Source organism: uncultured Campylobacter sp., from assembly GCF_938030145.1.
Taxonomy (GTDB): domain Bacteria; phylum Campylobacterota; class Campylobacteria; order Campylobacterales; family Campylobacteraceae; genus Campylobacter_B.
In genome coordinates this window covers 42,902-60,431 of record NZ_CALHGM010000033.1, presented here as the reverse complement: position 1 = coordinate 60,431, position 17,530 = coordinate 42,902, and the positions used below count along the sequence as shown (strand labels likewise).

Genomic DNA, 17,530 nt, shown 5'->3' with positions numbered 1-17,530 from the left:
GATGACGGATTACGCTAGAGAAATTTTATCTGACGGCAAGTTGCTTCGACAGAAGCTGGAAATTTTCTTGCAAACCCCTAGCAAGGTTGAAATTTACGCACGCGCCTGCGAGAAATTTTTCGCTGCGGGCAAGCAGCGTGAGTTAAATTACGTAAGCACGTGGAGTTGGTGGGCCTTTTTCGGCACGCTGTTCTTTTTTCTGTACCGCAAGGAGTATAAAATTGCCGCAGCCCTATTTGCCGTTATGGTGGCTAGCTGCTTTATTCCGTTTTTAGATGGACACGATAGTGCCGTAGGGATCGCAGTCAGCGTTACTAGTGCGGCTATGGCGGAATATTGCGTTTGCGATAGTTTTGTTTCATTGCTGGATAAACAGGACGACGAAGCTCTAAGGCGGGGCGGCGGCGTGAATAGATGGGCGATATGGCTCGCGGTAATATTTTACGCTTTGGTCGCAATCGTGTTTGCGCTGATAATTTCAAACGGCGGCAAAGCTTAGTCATTTTAAAAGGCTTCCACGCTCAAAAGCACTAAATTTTAAAAAGGAGTAAGAATGAAAGCGATCGTAACGGTGATCGGCAAGGACAAAGTTGGCATTGTGGCGGGCGTTTCGGCTAAGCTCGCGCAGCTTGGGCTAAACATAGACGACATCAGCCAGACGGTTTTGGACGAGTTTTTTACGATGATGGCAGTGGTTTCCAGCGAGGAAAAGCAGGACTTCACGGCTCTAAAGGGGGAGCTAAACGAGCTAGGCGAAAAGCTAAAAGTTAAAATCAACATCCAAAGCTCGGCGATCTTTGACGCCATGCACAACATCTAAGGCCCCGATATGGACATCAAAAACGTAACCGAAACGATCGCGATGATCGAGGAGCAAAATTTCGACATCCGCACGATCACGATGGGCATCAGCCTGCTCGACTGTATCGATCCCGATATGGGCAAAGCCGCGGAGAAAATTTACGCAAAAATCACCGACAAGGCGCGCGATCTGGTAAAGGTCGGTAATGAAATTTCAGCAGAGCTCGGTATCCCGATCGTAAATAAACGCGTCTGCGTAACGCCTATCGCCATCATCGGCGCGGCGACGGATGCCGCAGACTACGTGCCGCTTGCTAAAGCGATGGACGAGGCGGCGCAAAAGGTCGGCATCGACTTTATCGGCGGCTTTTCGGCGCTAGTGCAAAAGGGCTACGCAAAGGGCGATAAAATTTTAATCGACTCCATCCCCGCCGCGCTCGCCGCGACGCAAAAGGTCTGCTCGTCGGTAAATATCGGCTCGACCAAGACGGGCATAAATATGAGCGCGGTCGCCGACATGGGGCGCGTGATAAAAGAAACCGCGCGGCTTTCCGATCTTGGTGCCGCCAAACTCGTCGTATTTGCCAACGCCGTCGAGGATAATCCCTTTATGGCGGGCGCATTTCACGGCGTGGGCGAGGCCGAAGTCGTCATAAATGTGGGCGTCAGCGGTCCGGGCGTCGTTAAGCGCGCGCTTGAGAAGGTGCGCGGAGCGAGCTTCGACGTGGTCGCCGAGACCGTGAAAAAGACTGCGTTTAAGATCACTCGCATCGGACAGCTCGTCGGACAAATGGCGTCCGAGCGACTGGGCGTGAAATTTGGCATCGTAGATCTCTCGCTAGCTCCGACCCCTGCGGTGGGCGATTCGGTCGCGCGCGTGCTTGAGGAGATGGGGCTGGAGCGCGTCGGCACGCACGGCACTACTGCGGCTTTGGCGCTGCTAAACGATGCGGTCAAAAAGGGCGGAGTAATGGCGTGCAACCAAGTAGGCGGGCTTAGCGGCGCGTTCATCCCCGTCTCCGAAGACGAGGGCATGATCGCCGCGGTGCGCGCAGGATCGCTAAGCTTAGAAAAGCTCGAAGCGATGACTGCGATCTGCTCGGTGGGGCTCGATATGATCGCGATCCCGCAGGATACGCCCGAGCAGACGATCGCCGCGATCATAGCCGACGAGGCCGCGATCGGCGTGATAAATCAAAAAACGACCGCCGTGCGCATCATCCCAAAAGGCAAAGAGGGTGACACGCTGGAGTTTGGCGGGCTTCTGGGCAGCGCGCCCGTGATGAGCGTAAATAAAAACTCGTCCGCCAACTTCATCGCCCGCGGCGGCCAAATACCCGCGCCTATTCATAGTTTTAAGAACTAAATTTAACCGACTTAAGGAGGAAAGATGAGAGCGTTTGCGTTATTTGCGGCAGCTTTGCTTTTAAGCGGCTGCTCCATAATCTCGGCGTTTTATAGCAAGGAGAAAAAATTCGAGCTGGCGGGCTTGGGGCAAGACGGGGTCTATAGGACCTCGGACGGCAGCACAGACACGCTAATAAAAATAATGTCCGCCCGCACAAAAGAGGGCGAGCCGTATCGTATAATCCACACGCTGGAAATTCCTAAAGATTCTACTCAGACGGATTTCGATAGCAACGATAAAGAGGTATTTAAAATAGACTGCTCAAAGAATTATTGCGAGCCCAAATACGACGAGGAGCCGAAAAGAATTGCCATTTCTTGGCCTGCGCCGAATGGAGGCGGCGTTTTTGACGGCGTCATATACCTAAAAAATTTACGGCTCGTAAAGGCGTATTAAATTTGCGGATTTAAAAGCGCGCAAAATTTATAAAATTTAGCGAGTAAAATTCTAAGTCGCCGCGATGGAATTTTTCGGGCTTTAAATTCTGTGCTACGGGCGTGGAATTTTGAGTTAGAATTTCAGCTTGAAATTTCGCCGTGAAATTTTACGGCGCTATCCCCGCGGCGAGGTAAAATTTTAAAATCTCGCCATAAGACGCGGAGTTAAAATTTCATCTCCGCTCACGACAGACAAGCGGCGGGTTTTTTGAAATTTTAAATTTAAAGCGGCTTGCATTAAAATTTTAAAATTTAAAAGCAATCTACTTCGTTATCATTGCTCGTCCGCTTAAGAAGCGAGCGGGATTCTATTTCGGCGGCGGATTTAAACACGGCGCGCAAAAACGGGCGCGGCATCAAAATTTTAAAAGATGAGCGAAAATATGAGGCGGAAATAAAATGCAAAAAATGGCTTGGAAATTTGACGATCTTGAAAAAGTCGCGACGGAGGAGGGCTTTATTTGGTACGCAGAGCTAAAAAGCGAAAGCTCTAGCGAGGTACCGTTTTGTCTCGTGTCTGCAGATACGGCGGATGTGGACGATGTGGGGTCTTGCTCGCGCAGCGACGCCTGGGATATCGATCGGCACATAAAAGACGCTCTTGTCTTCCTGCGAGACGAGCTTAGACGCGAGTATCGTTTGGGCGAGGATGAGCTTAGGCTGCTTGACATGCCCGTTTGCGATCTGCCGTTTGGGCTGCCGCAATGCACGTTTTACGCACGCGATACGCAGTGGCTGCTGAGATTTGCCGAGGGCGCGCTTGATATTTTCGAGCCTTTTGGCATTGGGGTGATTTTCGAGGGCGAAAGACCGCTGCGCGTGGAAAATTTAGAGCTTTGCGGGGAGTATTAACCGCGGATAAAATTTTAAATTTAGAGGCGATTTTAAAATTTACGCAGCGCGTATAGCGGCACACTATGGCGCGCTCCTGTGGATAAATTTAATCGCGGCTCGTTGTCGTTTTGAAATTTTGTGGCGCACTGCAGCGGCGAAGACACGCTTTGACAAGGCGGCGTCTAAATTTCATTTCCCACGCCGTGTCGCGCAAATACTTCGTTCGTACCCTTAAAAGCGAGCGCTTATGACTGCAGTGCGAATGTAGGTGCGGGTAGGCTGGAATTCTACGTAAAGTTTTGAAAGTATCCGCGCACAATGACGCGTAAAAAGCGCGCACAAACTCGGCGTCTGGGCGCATATCCGCTCATAGCCGCTACGGATTGAGTGAGCGAAGCTACAGAATTTAAACGCAGGGCGCGCGCGGGAAAAAGTCGAAGATAGGTGCGGAGAGATGCAAAAAAGCGAGAAAAAAGCGTAAAGGCGTGCGGCGGTATAGAGTAGGGTAGTGCGGGCTGCCGCAAATCGAGCTCGCAAGTTGCGGGTCGAAAGCGAGTTGAAATCAAAAGCTCGGCGCGCAAATTTCTTGTATAAATTTACGGATAAGAAATCTGGCGAGAGCAAAAAGCTCGGTGCGTAGATTTACGGATCGCGCGTTCGGCGCAGCAGGGGCGCGGAGTGCAAATTTAGCGAGAGAATCGATCTATAAATTTCGCGTGCAAGCCATCTTAAATTTAACGAGCAAATTTTAAAACCGCTCTCGTAGAATTTCGCGCCAAAATTTACGCTTCGTTTTGCGACATTTAGCGCGCAGATCACGTAAATTTCATGCTCTGTCTGACGGTATTTAGAGCGTAAATTTCGCTCTGTATTTGGCGCGCGAATTTCATGCTCCGCCAAGTGGAATTTAACGCGCAAATTTCACGACGAAATTTCAGGGCGTTTCTAGTCTCGCGATTTACAGCTTCCTAAGCTTCGCGATCTCATCGCGCAGCGCAGCGGCCTTTTCAAACTCCAGCGCCGCCGCGGCATCGAGCATCTGCTTGCGAAGCTCCTTTACGATCTTAGCGCGCTCGGCGGCGGGCATCTTCTCTAAATTTGCGCCCTTTCTTAAAATTTCGGTGCCGTCCTCGATCTTTAGGCTCTCTTCGATATTGCGGCTCGCAGAATGCGGGGTTATGCCGTGGGCGCGGTTGTATTCATCTTGAAATTTGCGGCGTTTTTGGGTGATGTCGATCGCCTCTTGCATCGAGGCGGTGATCTTTTTGCAAAACATCACGACCTGCCCGTGCACATTTCGCGCGGCTCGCCCCATCGTCTGAATGAGGCTCGTGCGCGAGCGCAAAAAGCCCTCCTTATCGGCATCCATGATCGCGATAAGGCTTACTTCGGGCAGATCGAGCCCCTCGCGGAGCAGATTTATACCGATTAGCATATCGTATTCGCCGCTGCGAAGGCCGCGGATCAGCTCGTTGCGCTCGATCGCATCGATGTCCGAGTGCATATATTTGACCTTAAGCCCAAGCTCCAAATAGTATTTGCTCAACTCCTCCGCCATCTTTTTGGTTAGCACGGTCACTAAGATTCGCTCACCGCGTGCGATGACCTCCTTTGCCATATCGTGTAAAATTTCGACCTGGTTGTCGCTGTCTTTTAAGATAATCTGCGGATCGAGTAGTCCCGTCGGGCGCAGTATCTGCTCATATACCGCTCCGCGGCTAAGATTCAGCTCGTAATCATTTGGCGTTGCGGAGACGAATAGAAATTTAGCTTTTTTATTGATAAACTCATCAAACATCAGCGGACGATTATCAAGTGCACTAGGCAGGCGAAAGCCGTATTCTACGAGCGTTTCTTTGCGGCTGCGATCTCCTGCGAACATCCCGCGAAACTGCGGCAAGCTCACGTGGCTTTCATCGACGATGACGAGGTAGTCCTTGCCCTTGCTCTCGTAGTAATCAAAGAGCGAATAGGGCGTCTCGCCTGGCTTTTGGCCGGTCAGATAGCGCGCGTAGTTTTCAATCCCCTTGCACATCCCCGTAGCGCCTAGCATCTCAAGGTCAAATTCCACTCGCCCTTTCAGCCGCTGCGCCTCTACGAGCTTGCCCGCGTCCTCGAAAAATTTTAGTCTCTGCTCAAGCTCCTCCTCGATTCCTTTGATCGTCGATTTTAGGCGCTGCTCGCCCACGATGAACTGGCTCGTCGGGTAGAGAATAAATTTTTTGACGCTTTGCGTCTTTTTGTTTTCGAGCACGTCCAGATGATACATCGCCTCTATCTCGTCGCCGAAAAACTCGATCCTAAACGCCTCGTCGTTAAAATACGCGGGATAGATGTCGATCACGTCGCCGTTTACGCGAAAATTCCCGCGATCAAAAAAATCGTCGTTGCGTTTGTAGCCCATATCGACGAGCTTACGAAGTAAAAATTTAGTGCTAAATTTTGATCCGATCTCGAAAAACAGCACCATGCCTTTGTATTCGGCGGGATCGCCCAGGCCGTAGTTTGCCGAAACCGACGCCACGGTGATGACATCATCAAAGCTTAGCAGGCTTGCAGTGGCGCTTAGCCGTAAGCGCTCGAGCTCAGCATTTACGTCGCTGTCCTTTTCGATGAAAAGATCCTGCCTGGGGATGTAGGCCTCGGGCTGATAATAATCGTAGTAGCTGATGAAATACTCGACGTGATTTTGCGGGAAAAATCCCTTAAATTCGCTATAAAGCTGCGCCGCGAGGGATTTGTTATGCGTCATTACGAGTGCGGGAATTCCAAGGCGCTTGATGATATTTGCCATAGTAAATGTTTTACCCGAGCCGGTAACGCCGAGAAGAGTTTGGTATTTGTTGCCGCTTTGAAAGCCCGCGACGATGCCTTCGATCGCTTTTTCTTGATCCTCGCTCGGAGAGAATTTGCTCTCGATTTTAAAATTTTGCAAAATTTTTCCTTTTTTAAAGCCAAAATTGGGTAATATCTTCATTTAAATTATATCAGAAAAGGCGAAATAATGGAATCAATCTTTGACGAAGAGAAAAAGGTCGAGGGCTTAAGCAATAAAGTAGCTGAGCTGATTAGACGTTATAGCGAGGCTAGAGACGAAAACGAAAAGCTACGCACCGAGCTAGCGACGGTCAAGGCGCAAAACGAGGCTTTGGGAATGCAGCTTGGCACGCTTGAAAACGATCTGGCGTATCGCAAGATGAGTGATGAGGATCTAAGCAAGCAGATCGACGATATTTTGGCAGGCGATAATTTAGGCGAGAAATGAAAGAAATTTCAGTTCAGCTGACGAGTAAGTCTTTGACGAAAAAATACGCGATAAGCCTGGATGATGACTTTGCGAAGGTCTTCGGCAGGGACTGGCGGATTTTAACTCGCGGCAGCGATCATTTGGATGCGGGCGAACTGCTTGAAGCCTATATCCAAAAAAGCTATGAAAATTTTATGCTTAATAAAAAAATAGATGCCTTGGTAAAGGACATCGACGAAGGAGTAAAATGATGAAAATGAGAAAAGGTGCGGCAGTAGGCGGCGGCGTAAGTGGGATAATATTTTTAGCTATTATAATCTTCGTGATAGTAAAAATAATATATCCTAAATTAAATGGTGCTAAGGATGAGGTTTTAGTAAAAGCTTATGCAGTCGAGCTTGAAGGTGTATTTAAAGATATACAACGCGACTACTTAAATCAAGGAAATTTTCGCGAGCTAAAGAGTATGACGGGCTCCAGGCAGTTTAGTGATAGCGATCTGGCACGTAGCTTAGCAGTCAATCAAAGCTTTACCTATGGCGTAGGACCGAAACTCAAAAACGATATGATCTTTTGCGCGACGATCACCTTGCGTCAAGATAGTGATGGCTATTTCTTCACAACCGAAAACATCAACCGCAACAGGGAGCGCTGCGAAGCATTTCATAAAGATACGACCTATATGAAGCTAAATGGCTTTAGGATAGGCAAATAATTTTTAAAATTTAATCGCGCTACTGCTATGGATTCGTAAAGCATCCGTGCAGCATAAGCGCGATAGTACTAGTGAAGTGCGTAGCCGTGCGTCGGCTCGCACCTCGTGCCAAAAACATGCTAAGTCTCAAGAATTCATCTTTATAGGTATTTTTTTAAAATTTAGCTTTAAAATCGGCATTTTCGCATTTGTATTGACAGCCTATCGGTTAAATTTTAATCATATTTTAGTTTGCAATTCATATCGGTCGTGATTTATGCCATTGCGGTTAAATTTATGAGATGGGTGCTTTGAAGCTATGCCCCTCGCGTGACAGCGATGAGAGCTGTGGCTGGATCTGCAAAAGCGCCTTATAAAACAAGCGTATTAAAGCAAAATATCAAGATTATCTTAAATTTATGAAATTCGCACCCCGAAAATGCGCGAAATTTCATCGGCGCGGGCTTGGGTGTGAGTTTTAAAATCTCTCATAGAATTTTATCGCCGATTCTCAACCGCCGATTTGATCCATCTGCGTAAATAATCTAACTGCTGCGGCGTATGGAACCAATGCTCGCCGTTTTTCATAACGCTTAAGTCGCAGTCGAACTTCTGCGCGAAATTTCTAACGATACAAAGAGGCATCATATCGTCGTTTTCTGCGTATAGAATTCTACTGGGCGTTTTCCATTTTGTGATCGGATTGTTCAAAACAAAACTCCAATATTCCCAAAAAAGCGGTTGCCCGACAGGGGTCAAAATCATCCGCTCTTGCTTCAATCGCTCCTCGCTAACGCCAGCCCTGCGCATTATATTTGAAATAACGTATTTCATATCAAGTATCGGCGAGACGAAGAGGCAGTCGCTAAGCTTTTTGTCGCGAAAGCTTTGCAGGTCGAGCCATGCCCCTAGGCTAACGGCAAACAGCGCGATCTCGTCCCAGCGCTTCTTTGCATACGATAAAATTTCGTGAAATTCAAAAATAGTGTGCCTCGGATCATAAAAAATAGACTCGCAAGAAGCGGGCTCGTGCCGCCTCTGTCCGTGCCCGGGCAGGTCAAAGCTAATAACCTGCCGGCCTTGCTCGCAAACGACGGAAGCCAAAAGCTCCGCATCATCTTTGCTTCCGCATTGCCCGTGAGCGTAGATATAAACCTTTTCCGAGCGGTTCCTCCAAACGGCGGCGGGAACGCCACGTATCTCAATCGCGCTCTTTTGCATTTTTCGTTCCTTTAAATTTTTGCGCCGATACCCGCATTTGCGGCAATGCTACAAGAAAAACCATAAATATTGCTGAAAATTTAATAGTACGCCCTGCTAGACTGCCTGCGATTAGCGATAAATTTTAAAATTTTACGCGCGAGCTGCGCCTGTCGCTTTGTTTTAAAATTCTATATCGTAGAAATTTTGCGCCGTCAGACTGTAAAAATTCTTGCTACGAAATTCTGTATCGCAACTGCGCATGCCCTAAAATTTGCGTCTTAAAATTTTTACGCCGTAGAATTCTGCAAGCTGCGAAATTTAAAATTTAAGGCCACGCAAATTTTATCGCGACTCGTGCAAAATTTTAAAATTTTACGTTTGCTTTATTTGCAGGCTACGCGAATAAACACCGCTTAAATTTTAAATTTCAAGCGGGCTCACGCCTCAGAAGTTAAAATTTGCACTAATTTCATAAGCCGCGCTCAGGATACGGTTTTTAAAATTTCGGTGCTTGATAGTGCTCGTAATCGCGCTGTGTTTGCCATGAGCACATCCAAAAAGCTTAAAAAATCAATCCCGCGGCGCCGAACTTGACCCCTAAAGAGATAACTATCAAAACCCCAAGCCCCGCGAAAAAGCCCGCCAGCACGTCATCCAGCATCACGCCGAGCCCGCCTGGTACGTCGCGATCCACGCGCCCGATGATCGATGGCTTGCGGATGTCAAACGCCCTGAAAAACAGCAGCGCTAAAATCATCGCGACGATCGATATCCTGCTGCTCTCAAAGCCCGCGATCAGCTCCCGCAGCGGCAGCGAAAAGATTTCGCCTACGGGCGCGGCGACGCACATCGCAATCCAGACCCCCACGACTTCGTCGATGACGATCTCGCTGTTATCGTGCGCGCCTACCCGCCTTTCGTAATCGCTTACGATCTTAAGCGAGACGAAAAAGACGAGACCGGCGCACAAAAACAGCGTCACCTCGCCCGCTAGCATCAAGATTGCAAGCCCCACTATCCAGCCTGCGATGCTGCCCCAGGTGCCCGGTGCGGGCTTTAGTAGCCCCGCGCCGAAAAATGTAACGAAAATTTTATCCATAATTGTCCTTTTAAATTTTGCTTTTTAAAATTTTACCGCTTATTTTAATTAGGGCATCTGCTCGCGTGCGAAAATTTTAAATTTCGTTCGTGCATGTAGAATTAATTTGTCCGCCTACACGAAATCAGTTCTACTCGCTCGTCACAAAATTTCGCTCGCTAATGTAGGAATTTTAAATTTCTACTCATTTGCGTAAAAATTTTAAAATTTTGCTCGCTCCACGCGGAGTTTTCAAACCCGTCCGCAAACGCACGGCATTTTGCGTGGGCGAGCAGTCGTTGCGCTGCATCCGAGTTTTGCGCTGTAACTCGCAGCAACTGCTTAATTTTAAAATTTTAGGTTCGCTTGCCGAAAGCTTAAAATTTAGATTTGCCGTGCTGCCTTACATATACATCGCACCTTAAAATTTTAAATCCGCTTCGTCGCACGATTTTATTGCGTCGTTATAAATTTGCTACGTAGCCGAAGCTTTAAAATTTAAAGCTCGTTTTACCGCACCGCTTGTTTTAAAAATTTAGCTTCATTACGCCACAAAATTTTACGCCAAATCTGCGTCCGTCGCTCTTTATTCTACAAAATTCCGCGCAGTCCTTTCTTTCCGCACTATGAAATTTTACTTTACGTCTAGCCGCCGTAAATTCTAACGCCGCGAAATTTTACCCTCTGCCTAGCTTCCGCAAATTCCACGTCATTTTTTGCGTTGCGCCCTCAAACGCTACGTCTTTAGCGCGCTGGTTTGATACAGCTGCATCAGCTGCTCGTAAAACTCGCTCTCGCCGTGGCTCTGTAAGATCCCGCTGTTTGGAAAAAGCTCGTCGTAGAGCTTTTGCAGATCTGAAAACCGCGCGGGAAAGAGCTCGCTTAAAATCATCGCCGAGATCTCTTTACGCATAAAAATCGCGGGTGGCAAGATCCCCGCGCGCAGCAGTGCTTTTAGATTTTGAGTGCGGTAATGCACGTGATGATGAGCGCCGTGAGGGCAGTTTTTGGTGCTTACGAGCACCTTACACTTCTCGCAATAGACGTATTCGGGCATCAGCAAAATCTCGATTTCGCCGCGCTTTTGATACTCGTCTAGCACCGAATGCACGCCGCCTCCATCGAAAAATAGCTCCATATTCGCATGATTTTGCCCGAAAATTATTTTGTTTATACCTAAATTTTTTGCGATCGCGCACTGCAGGGCGGGCTTGTCGTCAAAAATCGCAAGCGAGCCCAGATCGATCATCATGGCGCGTTGCGCAACCAAAAAATTTTGCAGCAAATAGCTTAGCGTTTTTTTGCGTAGCTCGTAGGGCAGGGCATCCGTGCTATTCGTGCCGGTTAAAAAAATCACCACGAAATCCGCCTTGTCGATCATATGCCTAATCAGCCGCTCATGCACGCGGTGGATCGGATCGGCGCAGGTAAAAAACGCTGAAATTTTAGGCGCGGCAAGCGAGCTTGCGACTTTTTTTATGCGCGCGATTTGCTCTGCAAGCTCATTTTTTAGCAGCGTGATGCGCCCCTGCACTGCAGTTTGCTCTGCGTACGCGTTTTGAAATACTGAGTCTGCTACCTCGCTTGCGCTTGGGGCATAAACGTCGCTAACGTCTATGCGCGCGACAAGCTCACAATAGGCGGGATTTGCAGCGGGATTTTTGATGAAATTTTCGGTGGAATTTGAAATAAAATTTCCCGCCGAATTTGCTACGGATTTTGCATCTGCGCTGCAAACGCGATTGAGTGCGGAATTTTCGGTAAAGCTCTGCGCGGAATTTACCGCAGAATTTTCAATAGAGCTTTTAGCTGAATCCAAAGTAGTGTTTTTCTCAGATTTTGCATCTGTGCTGCAAGTAAAAATTTGATCATAGCTCGCAGCAAGGCTTTCTATATGGTCTAAGTCCTCGCTCGCGGCGTTTATAGTGCTTTGAGTACTTGCAGTGCGCGCGAAACCTGCGCCGCTTTTCGCAAAATTATGCTCGTTTTGTGCCGCGGCAGAAACTCCATCCTGCAAGTTGCGTGATTCTTTAGCTAGCAAATACGCACCACTTTCGCCGCTAAGCGAATTTTTGGCGCGTTCAGCTATGCCGTCCTTGCGGAGATAAAGCTCTAAAATATCGCCCTTTTTTGCATCCGCGCAGGAAAAAACGAAATTTATGCCGCATACACTTAGCTTGCTTGGGCGCAGTAGCTCGCAGCTCTTGCCAAAAGCGCCGTTTGCGAGCAGGCTCAAGACGTTTAGGTCGGAGCGCGAGATCACTATCTTGCGGATTTGCGTTGCGCTATTATTTGCGCCTTTGCTCTCGCTTCCGGCTTGCTCTGCTTTTAAATTTCTTGCCGCGTCCTTAGCTCGCGCCTCGTCTTTTCTAGCATCGCCAGCCCTTGACGCTTCTAAATTCCGCACCGTTTTTAAATCGCGCTTTGCTTTTGAATTTTGTCTTGCTTTTGAGTTCCGTGATGCTTTTAAATTTTGCTTTGCCTTTAAATTTAGCGCCGCGTCGCTCGAAGCTTTTGCGATGTTTAGAGGTTTTGTGCCGCTTAAAATTCCTTCACTTTCAAGCGGTTTTATTTCGTTTAAATTGCCGGTATCGCGTGAAATTTCTGTTCCGTCTGCGATCCATACCGAGCGCGCGCGGCTATTTTTTTCTTGCGATGCCATATTTTTTCCTTTTCTCCCAAAGCGATTTTCGAGAAATCCCAAGTGCTGCCGCCAGATCGGAGTCGAAATACTCGTCTTGGTGCGCTACGATCGTGAGCTTTACGTATTCTTCAATGCTTAAAATTTCACTGCGTTCTTTGCTGCTGTCAAGCGCAATTTCGTCGCTAAAGCCTTTTTGCGCGCCGATGGATCCGACGATTACACGCATGGATTTGGTTTTGCTTAGAAATTTTTCCTTCTGCGCGCCGCTTAGGCTATCAAAATCTGGTGCGTAAAAAATCTCTGCGCCGCGTTCTAGCAGTTCAGGGCTTTGCGCGGATAGAATTTTAAGGCGCGATTTTAGCGCAAGCGCGATCTTAAATACCGCCGCAGCCCGCGCTGCCGCATCGCCGCGCAAAAGAAGCGGAAATTTTATCTGCGCTAAACGCGTGTGCGGTATCTCGCACGAAATGGAGGCCTCTTTAAGCAGCGCCTCGTAGGCTTCGTTTTGCGATTTTAGCGAGCGAAACTGCGCGTAATGCTCGATCTTTTTGATGAGCTCCTCTATCATAAATGGCTTTTGGATATAGTCCGTCGCGCCCGCTTTTACGGGGTTTAGCACCGTTTCGCTATCGACGTAGGCGACCATCAAAATTATGATCGAGCGCCTAAATTTCTCGATCAGCGGATAAAAGCTCGCGCCGCTCCAGCTTGTAGAAAGTAACACCGCCTCAAACTCCTCCGCAAGAGCTGCCGCGGCCGCCAAACTCGCCGCGTTAGTGCATTCATGCCCCAGCGCACCTAGCTTGTTTGCTATACTTTGGGCGAGATAACTTTCGCTCTCGATTATTAAAATTTTCATGCGCCCCGCACCTTTGCTGCGTGTTTTTGCCAGTCGTAAAATTTTAAGCTTACCGCAGCCTGTGCGGCGATACCCTCGCTTCTGCCCGTAAATCCCAGCCCTTCGGTCGTGGTCGCTTTAACATTGACGCGCGCGCAGTTTAAAATTTCGCTCAAAACCTCTTGCATCTGCGCTTTGTAAGCGCCGATCTTCGGGCGTTGCGCGATGATCGTAATATCGGCGTTTACGAGCTCGTAGCCGTAGCCTCTGACGCGCCGCATTACCTTTCGTAACAGCTCCTTGCTATCCGCGCCTTTAAGCTTAGCGTCGCTGTCGGGGAAAAGCTCGCCGATGTCGCCCAGCATCGCCGCGCCGCAAATAGCGTCGATTAGGGCGTGGATCGCTACGTCGCCGTCGCTGTGTGCGATCAGCGCGAACTCGCATGGGATCTGCACGCCGCCGAGCACGATACCCGCGCCTTTTTCAAGCGCGTGCACGTCGTAACCCGTGCCGCAAAAGATATCGCGCGAGCAGGGTTTTAAATTTAGCGCCGCCAGATCGCTTGCGCGCGTGATCTTAAGCGCGCCCGCTTCGCCTTTTATAAATTCCAACCGCCCGCCTGCGCTGCCGATCGCCGCGCTGTCGTCGGTAAAAATTTCGCTTCCATCAAGCGCCTTTTTAAGTAGCGCCGTGCGCGAAAGCTGCGGCGTTTGGATGAGACGCAGCTCCTCCCTATTCACCACGGCCTCGCCGAGATAGGTCGTGTCGTTTACGCCAAGATAGGGGCTGATACAGTCTGCGTCGCCTAAATTTCGTATCAGCGAGGAGATTAGCCCTGGCGAAATTTGCGCGCGGGCTACGTCGCTTACGAGCACGAGCTCGCTCTCTACGAGCCGCAGCGCGTTTTTTAGCGAGCTTTGGCGATTTGCGCCGCCGGGGGTGAAGTGAAATTTTAAATTTGAAGAGCCGCATTCATCTGCACCGCATTCGATCTCGCCCTGCTTTCTTTGAAAGTTATACTCGCTCGCGCCGCACTCCGAGTTTTCTCCGCGCGCCGAGGCTAGGCTGCACGCATAGAGGCGCTCGCAATAGCCCACGTCCTCCTCGTTCACGGCGATTATGATTTTTTTAAATGGGTGCGCCCGCGCAATGCTCTGCGCGACGTATTGCCAAAGCGGCAGCTCGCCCACGCGCAGCCACTGCTTTTTGACGGGGAGACCAAACCTGCTCGAATCGCCCGCGGCGAGCAAAATCAGCGATATATCTTTCAAATTTTATCCTTGAAATTTTGTTACGAAATTATACGTATTAAAAATGAAAGCAAAATTAATCGCGGCTTGCGAGCTAAAATATCTTGAGTTTAGGCGTAAATTTACGCGGCGTGGCGGCGAAATTTCAGCTTACGTTACGAAAATAAACGGCAAAAGAAAAGTAAGGATTAATGAAATTTGTTATATTATACGCGCATTTTTAAGTAAGCGAGGCGAAAATGACCGAAAGCTGCGTAACGCAGATCTATTTTGCAAAAAGAGGCGAAGTGACGCCGCAGATGAGAGAGGTCGCGCAAAGCGAGCGCATGGACGTGCGGGCCTTGTGTGATCTTATCGCGCAAGGAAGAGCGATCATCCCCGCAAACGTTAATCACAAAAGTTTAAAGCCCATCGGCATCGGACGCGCGCTGCGGTGCAAGATCAACGCAAACATCGGCTCTTCGGGCACGACGAGCGATATCAAGGGCGAGCTGGAAAAGCTTGAAGCGTGCTTAAAGTACGGCACCGATACGGTGATGGATCTAAGCACGGGCGGCGATTTGGATGAGATCCGCGCTGCCATAATCGAGCGCTCGCCTGTACCCATAGGCACGGTGCCGATCTATCAGATGGTCCATGAGCTGGGCGATATCAAAAATTTAAAAACGAGCGCTATTCTTAGCACGATCGAGAAGCAGGCGCGGCAGGGGGTGGATTATTTCACGATCCATGCGGGCTTTAAGCTAGAGTTTATGCCGCTGCTGTCCCGTCGCAAGATGGGTATCGTAAGCAGAGGCGGCTCGCTGATAGCGTCGTGGATGATGAAATTTCATAAGCAAAATCCCTTCTACGAAGCGTTTGATGAAATTTGCGATATCTGCGCCGCTTACGACGTATCGCTCTCGCTGGGCGACGGCTTGCGCCCCGGCTGCTTATACGATGCGACCGATAGGGCGCAGCTTAGCGAGCTTGAAATTTTAGGCGAGCTAGCCCTGCGCGCGAATGAAAAAAACGTGCAGGTGATGATCGAGGGGCCGGGGCACATTCCGTTTAACGAGATCGAGCTAAATATGCAGCTAGAGCGCAAGATCTGCCGCGATGCGCCGTTTTACGTGCTGGGGCCGCTTCCGACCGACATCGGCGCGGGCTACGATCATATCAGCTCGGCTATCGGCGGGACGATGGCTGCGTATTGCGGCGCTAGCATGCTCTGCTACGTAACGCCCAAGGAGCATCTAGGCCTTCCCAATGCAAGCGACGTCAGAGAGGGTATCATCGCGCATAAAATCGCCGCTCACGCCGCGGACGTCGCGCTAGGCAAAGCGGGCGCGATAGAGCGCGATCACGCGATGAGCGACGCGAGGTATGGTTTTGATTGGAACAGGCAGTTTGAGCTTAGCTTCGATCCAGATCATGCGCGCGAGCTGCACGACGAGAGCCTGGGTGATGAAATTTACAAGGGCGCGGAGTTTTGCTCGATGTGCGGGCCGAAATTTTGCGCATATAAAATCAGTAGAAATTTAACCGAAAATAAGGAGAAAGAATGAGTAAAGACGAAGTCTTAAATTTGCTTAGAAGCGTGATCTATCCGGGCTTTTCTAAAAGCATCGTGGATTTTGGATTTGTAAAAGAGGTCGAGATCGGCGATAGAATTTTCGTAGGGATCGAAATCCCCAGCGCCAAGCCAGAGATCGCAGCAGAGCTCAGATCGGCGGTACAAAAGGCGCTCGGCGCGGACGCCGAAATTTTAATCAAACAGCCCAAGATCGCCGAGGAAAAGAGCAACTCTCGCAGCGGCAAAAATATCGCGCCGCAGATCAAGCATTTCGTGATGATCAGCAGCGGCAAGGGCGGCGTAGGCAAGAGCACGACGACGCTAAATTTAGCCATCAGCACGGCAAAGCTAGGCAAGAGAGTGGGGATTTTGGATGCCGATATTTACGGGCCGAATTTGCCGCGAATGCTAGGAGAGGATAAGACGCAAGCAAGCGTCGTCGGGCAGAAGCTAAAGCCGATCTTAAGCCACGGCGTGGAGATGATGAGCATGGGCGTGCTGATGGAGGAGGGCGCGAGCCTCATCTGGCGCGGCTCGATGATAATGAAGGCGATCGAGCAGCTGCTAAAAGACGTGGCGTGGAGCGATCTGGACGTACTGTTTTTGGATATGCCTCCGGGCACGGGCGACGCGCAGCTTACCTTGGCTCAGAGCGTGCCGGTGACGGCGGGCGTGTGCGTCACGACGCCGCAGACGGTCGCGCTGGACGATAGCGCACGCGGGCTTGATATGTTTGAGAAGCTCCACATCCCGATCGCAGGCCTTATCGAGAATATGAGCGGCTTCATCTGCCCAGATAACGGCAAGGAGTATGATATCTTCGGTCGCGGCGGCGCGCAAAAGCTGGCGCAGCGATACAACACCGAAGTAATCGGCGAGATCCCGATCGAGATCGCTATCCGCGAGGGCGGCGACAGCGGCAAGCCGGTAAGCTTCTATGCGCCCGATTCTTTGAGCGCGAAGCGCTACGAAGATGCCGCGCGCAAGCTGTGGGAGAAGATCGAGAAGATCGACCGCGAGGAGCTCGCGGACAACTCCGCGATCCAGCCGGTGATGGACGGCAAGAGCGCCTGCTCGAATTAGGACTTTGGCGGGCGCGGGCAGGGTGTCAAATTTCGCGTGGAATTTCTCGTGAATTTTGCATATTGAAATTCAACGCGGAATTTAATAGTTTGAAATTTCACGCCTAATTTCGCTGCAAATTTTATAATACTCGCAAAATTTCGGTATGCAAATCCGTCATAAAATTTTGCCCGTAAATTTCGCGGGCAAAATTTCACGCGGGTTTCGCAGCTCGAAATTCTGCGTTAAAATTTCGCCACGAAATTTTGAAGTAATTTTACGGCGTCAGTAAAATTTTTGTGTATAGAATTTCGTGCGGAGTTTCGTAGCGCGAGTTTTTATACTAAATTTTAAGCTTAAAATTCCGCTTTGATTTTGAGCAATTTTATAGCGCTCGCAAAATTTGGGCAGACGAAATTTCGTAGTTTGAAATTTCGATCTAAATTTTGTCCAAGCTCCGTTGCGTGAGGGTTTAGATA

General features: G+C 49.5%; 16 protein-coding genes. 10 read left to right on the top strand and 6 right to left on the bottom strand.

The genetic code is table 11. The features are described from left to right. Nucleotide 1 precedes the first annotated feature (1 nt). The 5 genes from Q0323_RS07395 (at nucleotide 2) to Q0323_RS07375 (ending at nucleotide 3,498) form a co-directional block, all read left to right on the top strand. Entirely contained in the window at nucleotides 2–499 is a 498-nt protein-coding gene (locus tag Q0323_RS07395) for a DUF2628 domain-containing protein (RefSeq protein ID WP_298053089.1), read from the top strand. A 54-nt stretch (nucleotides 500–553) separates the two neighbouring features. Then, nucleotides 554–820 (top strand): ACT domain-containing protein, encoded by a 267-nt coding sequence (locus tag Q0323_RS07390; protein WP_004321567.1) that lies wholly within the window; start codon nucleotides 554–556, stop codon nucleotides 818–820. 9 nt (nucleotides 821–829) lie between these two features. Then, nucleotides 830–2,167, top strand: coding sequence for a PFL family protein (locus Q0323_RS07385; RefSeq protein WP_298053084.1), 1,338 nt, complete (start codon nucleotides 830–832; stop codon nucleotides 2,165–2,167). Nucleotides 2,168–2,191: 24 nt separating this feature from the next. After that, nucleotides 2,192–2,605, top strand: coding sequence for a hypothetical protein (locus Q0323_RS07380; protein WP_298053082.1), 414 nt, complete (start codon nucleotides 2,192–2,194; stop codon nucleotides 2,603–2,605). Nucleotides 2,606–3,045: 440 nt separating this feature from the next. Then, nucleotides 3,046–3,498: a hypothetical protein gene (locus Q0323_RS07375; RefSeq protein WP_298053081.1), complete on the top strand. Its 453-nt coding sequence runs from the start codon at nucleotides 3,046–3,048 to the stop codon at nucleotides 3,496–3,498. 940 nt (nucleotides 3,499–4,438) lie between these two features. On the opposite strand, the gene uvrB is transcribed toward Q0323_RS07375, so the two are convergent. Continuing rightward, nucleotides 4,439–6,457, bottom strand: a complete 2,019-nt coding sequence (gene uvrB, locus Q0323_RS07370) for an excinuclease ABC subunit UvrB (RefSeq protein WP_298053079.1) — start codon at nucleotides 6,455–6,457, stop codon at nucleotides 4,439–4,441. Nucleotides 6,458–6,484: 27 nt separating this feature from the next. Between uvrB and Q0323_RS07365 the strand changes: the two genes are divergently transcribed. From Q0323_RS07365 to Q0323_RS07355, 3 genes are read left to right on the top strand one after another with little or no spacing between them, the layout of a single operon-like run. After that, on the top strand, nucleotides 6,485–6,745 hold the full coding sequence (locus Q0323_RS07365) for a hypothetical protein (protein WP_177388007.1): 261 nt from the start codon (nucleotides 6,485–6,487) through the stop codon (nucleotides 6,743–6,745). Next, the gene (locus tag Q0323_RS07360; protein ID WP_005871317.1) at nucleotides 6,742–6,978 is read left to right on the top strand and encodes a hypothetical protein; all 237 of its coding nucleotides are present in this window, start codon (nucleotides 6,742–6,744) and stop codon (nucleotides 6,976–6,978) included. The genes Q0323_RS07365 and Q0323_RS07360 overlap by 4 nt, the downstream gene beginning before the upstream one ends. Further along, a complete protein-coding gene (locus Q0323_RS07355; protein ID WP_298053076.1) occupies nucleotides 6,975–7,442 on the top strand; it encodes a hypothetical protein in 468 nt (155 codons plus the stop codon). The genes Q0323_RS07360 and Q0323_RS07355 overlap by 4 nt, the downstream gene beginning before the upstream one ends. Nucleotides 7,443–7,919: 477 nt before the next feature. On the opposite strand, the gene Q0323_RS07350 is transcribed toward Q0323_RS07355, so the two are convergent. The 5 genes from Q0323_RS07350 to ispF form a co-directional block, all read right to left on the bottom strand. Then, the gene (locus Q0323_RS07350; RefSeq protein ID WP_298053073.1) at nucleotides 7,920–8,642 is read right to left on the bottom strand and encodes an alpha/beta hydrolase; all 723 of its coding nucleotides are present in this window, start codon (nucleotides 8,640–8,642) and stop codon (nucleotides 7,920–7,922) included. Nucleotides 8,643–9,186: 544 nt separating this feature from the next. Beyond that, nucleotides 9,187–9,723: a phosphatidylglycerophosphatase A gene (locus Q0323_RS07345; protein ID WP_298053070.1), complete on the bottom strand. Its 537-nt coding sequence runs from the start codon at nucleotides 9,721–9,723 to the stop codon at nucleotides 9,187–9,189. 715 nt (nucleotides 9,724–10,438) lie between these two features. After that, nucleotides 10,439–12,364: a hypothetical protein gene (locus Q0323_RS07340; protein ID WP_298053067.1), complete on the bottom strand. Its 1,926-nt coding sequence runs from the start codon at nucleotides 12,362–12,364 to the stop codon at nucleotides 10,439–10,441. Continuing rightward, the gene (locus Q0323_RS07335; RefSeq protein WP_298053064.1) at nucleotides 12,342–13,205 is read right to left on the bottom strand and encodes a response regulator; all 864 of its coding nucleotides are present in this window, start codon (nucleotides 13,203–13,205) and stop codon (nucleotides 12,342–12,344) included. Before Q0323_RS07335 ends, Q0323_RS07340 begins: the two co-directional genes overlap by 23 nt. Further along, nucleotides 13,202–14,455, bottom strand: a complete 1,254-nt coding sequence (ispF, locus tag Q0323_RS07330) for a 2-C-methyl-D-erythritol 2,4-cyclodiphosphate synthase (RefSeq protein WP_298053062.1) — start codon at nucleotides 14,453–14,455, stop codon at nucleotides 13,202–13,204. The genes Q0323_RS07335 and ispF overlap by 4 nt, the downstream gene beginning before the upstream one ends. 218 nt (nucleotides 14,456–14,673) lie before the next feature. On the opposite strand from ispF, the gene thiC reads away from it, so the two are divergent. Together thiC and Q0323_RS07320 are read left to right on the top strand one after the other, a co-directional pair. After that, nucleotides 14,674–15,981 (top strand): phosphomethylpyrimidine synthase ThiC, encoded by a 1,308-nt coding sequence (gene thiC, locus Q0323_RS07325; RefSeq protein ID WP_298053059.1) that lies wholly within the window; start codon nucleotides 14,674–14,676, stop codon nucleotides 15,979–15,981. After that, nucleotides 15,978–17,072: an Mrp/NBP35 family ATP-binding protein gene (locus tag Q0323_RS07320; RefSeq protein ID WP_298053056.1), complete on the top strand. Its 1,095-nt coding sequence runs from the start codon at nucleotides 15,978–15,980 to the stop codon at nucleotides 17,070–17,072. Before thiC ends, Q0323_RS07320 begins: the two co-directional genes overlap by 4 nt. Nucleotides 17,073–17,530: the final 458 nt, after the last annotated feature.